The sequence below is a fragment of the Virgibacillus sp. M23 genome, from assembly GCF_034190895.1.
Lineage (GTDB): Bacteria > Bacillota > Bacilli > Bacillales > Amphibacillaceae > Virgibacillus > Virgibacillus salarius.
Window position 1 is genome coordinate 1 of the sequence record NZ_JAWDHA010000114.1, and the last position, 3,332, is coordinate 3,332.

At 37.8% G+C, this 3,332-nt stretch carries 2 protein-coding genes; one reads left to right on the forward strand and one right to left on the reverse strand.

Annotated features, from left to right (window positions below; all coding sequences use genetic code 11):
- Positions 1-619: 619 nt before the first annotated feature.
- Positions 620-991: a DoxX family protein gene (locus tag RVS70_RS21410; protein ID WP_226983589.1), complete on the reverse strand. Its 372-nt coding sequence runs from the start codon at positions 989-991 to the stop codon at positions 620-622.
- A gap of 402 nt (positions 992-1,393) precedes the next feature.
- On the opposite strand from RVS70_RS21410, the gene RVS70_RS21415 reads away from it, so the two are divergent.
- On the forward strand, positions 1,394-3,109 hold the full coding sequence (locus RVS70_RS21415; RefSeq protein ID WP_166530715.1) for an ABC transporter ATP-binding protein: 1,716 nt from the start codon (positions 1,394-1,396) through the stop codon (positions 3,107-3,109).
- The last annotated feature ends 223 nt before the right edge of the window (positions 3,110-3,332 follow it).

Consider the following 3,332-nt stretch of genomic DNA (forward strand, 5'->3'; position numbering starts at 1 on the left):
ACTTCAACTCCTGTGGGAAATGTTTGACCTGAAGATCCACTTTTTTGAGCGGGTTTTGCTAAAAAAGTTAGCTGAAGGACAAACCCCACGGAAAGGGAAGTGGGCAGCCGGAGTGGTGGTCAAGCAATAGCTATTATTCCATAATAGCTACTAGAGGAAGCGTAAATCTGAGCATGTAGTGATAAGGACTGAGCGAATTTTGCTCAGTTTTTTGGGTTGTTAGCCAACATACTTTCGAAAAGGAAGCTGTATTTTATAAGGAGAAGAAAGCTTTATAATATCGAATAAATTTAAATATCCACAGAAAATAAGAGTTATGCACATTTTGTTGATAAAAAAATGGACAAAAATCAATATATGGTATAGATAAACAATTTGATCACAAAATAACTGCGAACATTTGTGCATATGTGGATAACTTTGTGGGTAATCACCGTTTTTCAACAGGAAACTGCCAAGTTATACACTATTTATCAACAGTTGAACATGAACTGGCAGTAAGCCCCCACCTCGAGCAATAACGTGAAACCAAAATTAGTAAGTGTGGAATCGACTGCCAGTAAATGTCCGACTGGTCTAATCATCCATGGGGATAAACAAAACCCCCACGGATTGGAGTTTACTTATTTCTATCCCAAATTGTTAGCAATAAAATGAACATGACAATATCAAGACGTGCTTCGAATAAGAAAGCAAGTAGATTTTGATTTAATAGTATTGGTAATTTGGTTAGATAGATTGCTCCAAACATGATAAGAATCAATGGAGGGACAACGATTTTTACATACATTTTACCAGCAATAAGTATTCCACAAACAATTTCAACGAGAGCAATTAGGAAAAGTGTTGTTTCTGGAAAGGGTATTCCTAACTGTGTAAATATCCCTTTGAAATCATGCACGATTAACTTCATCATCCCAGAAGTTATAAATACAAAACCAATCGAATAGCATACCCATTGATATAATGGCAACTTCAATGTACCTTTCACAAAATACCTCCCTTTTTTGTTGTTCGTTTAAACCTGCATGAATAGGCAGTAGGGATCCACCATAAGTTTTCGCAGAAATCGCATAGTGTAACTAGACGTTTCACTATCCGTAAATGTCCAAACGGTGTGAACAGAAAAACATATTTTTGTGGATATATAAACCAACTTGCTTTGCACTATCGATGGATCGAAGCATAGCAGAAGTCTTAGGGTCAATAGAACTAGGCTAACCACCAGTGAGGCATGTAGGAGAACGCAACCGATGGAAGCTTCCCTTTATATATATGCAGAGAGGTAGACAACCTTGCCAAGCTTTTTAAAATCTTAGGTTGGCTATCTTGCCAAGCCCCATCATTAGCCTTATAATTTCTTTTAGAATGCAGAAAGGAAGTGTACTTGGAAATGATACGCCGTTTTTTCTCCTATTATAAGCCACATAAGCGTTTATTTATCATAGATTTTACCTCTGCAGTAATTGTTGCTATTCTGGAGCTTGCCTTCCCAGTTGCTGTGCAAAGCTTTATTGATAAATTACTACCTGAAAATGATTGGGATATCATTGTGCTGGTAAGTATTTTATTGTTATTGGTTTATCTGATCAGTACTGCTTTACAATATGTCGTAACGTATTTAGGACATAAATTAGGAATAAATATTGAGACAGATATGCGTCAAGAGTTGTTTCATCATGTTCAACGACAATCGTTTCGTTTCTTTGATAATACGAAAACAGGTCATATCATGAGTCGTATCACCAATGATTTGTTTGATATTGGTGAGCTTGCTCACCATGGTCCAGAGGATTTCTTTATATCCATTATGACGTTTATCGGAGCATTCATTATTATGTTTACGATTAATGTTAAACTAGCAATTGTTATTCTTTTCGCCGTGCCTATTTTAATTTTCCTTATTGCTTATAGCAATATAAAAATGAATAAAGCTTGGAAGAAAATGTATGAGGATATTGCCGGTGTTAACGCAAGAGTGGAGGACGCCGTGTCTGGAGTTCGGGTTGTCCAGTCATTCACGAATGAAACACATGAGATGGATCGCTTTACTAAGGACAATTATAGCTTCCGTAAAGCAAAAGTTGGTGCTTATAAAGTAATGGCAATTGTACATTCAAATATCTATATGCTTATGCGCCTAATAACGCTGGTTGTATTAGTAGTAGGGGCATGGCTCACTTATCAGGAGGAGCTACTTATTGGTGAATTGGTAAGCTTTGTATTATTTGTAAATGTATTATTTACACCGATTCAAAAAATAACTGCTCTGCTGGAGTTATACCCTAAAGGAATGGCAGGATTTAAACGATTTGTTGATCTATTAGAAATTGAACCAGATGTGCAAAATAAAGACGATGCAACAGTAGTAGATCATCTAAAGGGAAATATCTCATTTGAACATGTTACGTTTGCTTACGAAAAAACACAAAAACCTGTATTAGATAAGCTTAGCTTTGGAATTAATGCAGGAGAGACGATTGCCTTTGTCGGACCATCGGGAGCAGGTAAGACAACCATTTGCTCGCTAATTCCACGTTTTTATGATGTGGACGGCGGGAGCGTGACAATTGATGGCATGGATATTCGCGATATGACGAAAGAATCACTTCGCCAGCAAATAGGTATTGTACAACAGGATGTATTTCTGTTTACTGGTACGTTGCGTGAGAATATAGCTTATGGAAAATTAGATGCGACGGATGAGGAAATTGAGCTAGCCGCACGTCGTGCTCATATGGAAGAATTTATTAAGGAGCTTCCAGATGGATATGAAACGCAGGTTGGTGAGCGTGGATTGAAGCTGTCGGGGGGACAAAAGCAACGGATTGCTATTGCGCGTATGTTCTTAAAGAATCCACCAATTCTTATTTTAGACGAAGCAACCTCAGCGCTCGATACCGAGACCGAAACAATTATTCAAAAGGCTCTAACAGAGCTTTCCAAGAATCGTACAACGCTCGTGATTGCCCATCGTCTTGCTACAATCAAAAATGCAGATCGGATAATGGTGGTAACAAAGGAGGGCATTGAAGAAGAGGGGAGTCATGAAGATTTACTTAAGCGAGATGGTATTTTTGCTCACTTGCATCGTGTACAAATGCGCTAATAAAATAGTTTTTACTAGAAAACGTCAATACTGCTAAGATTACTTCACTAGTCTAAGCTAGTAGAGGAGCGCTCTGCACCTCTACTAGCTTTTTTAATAAGTTAAGAAAGTATAAAATCAGTGCAATGACTGCGTTAAGCGAAGTAGTTATTTTGAAATGTTTGATGTATATTGGCAATGCTCCGACTAATTACTTCGCTTTCCGTGGGCACGGCCTCAACTA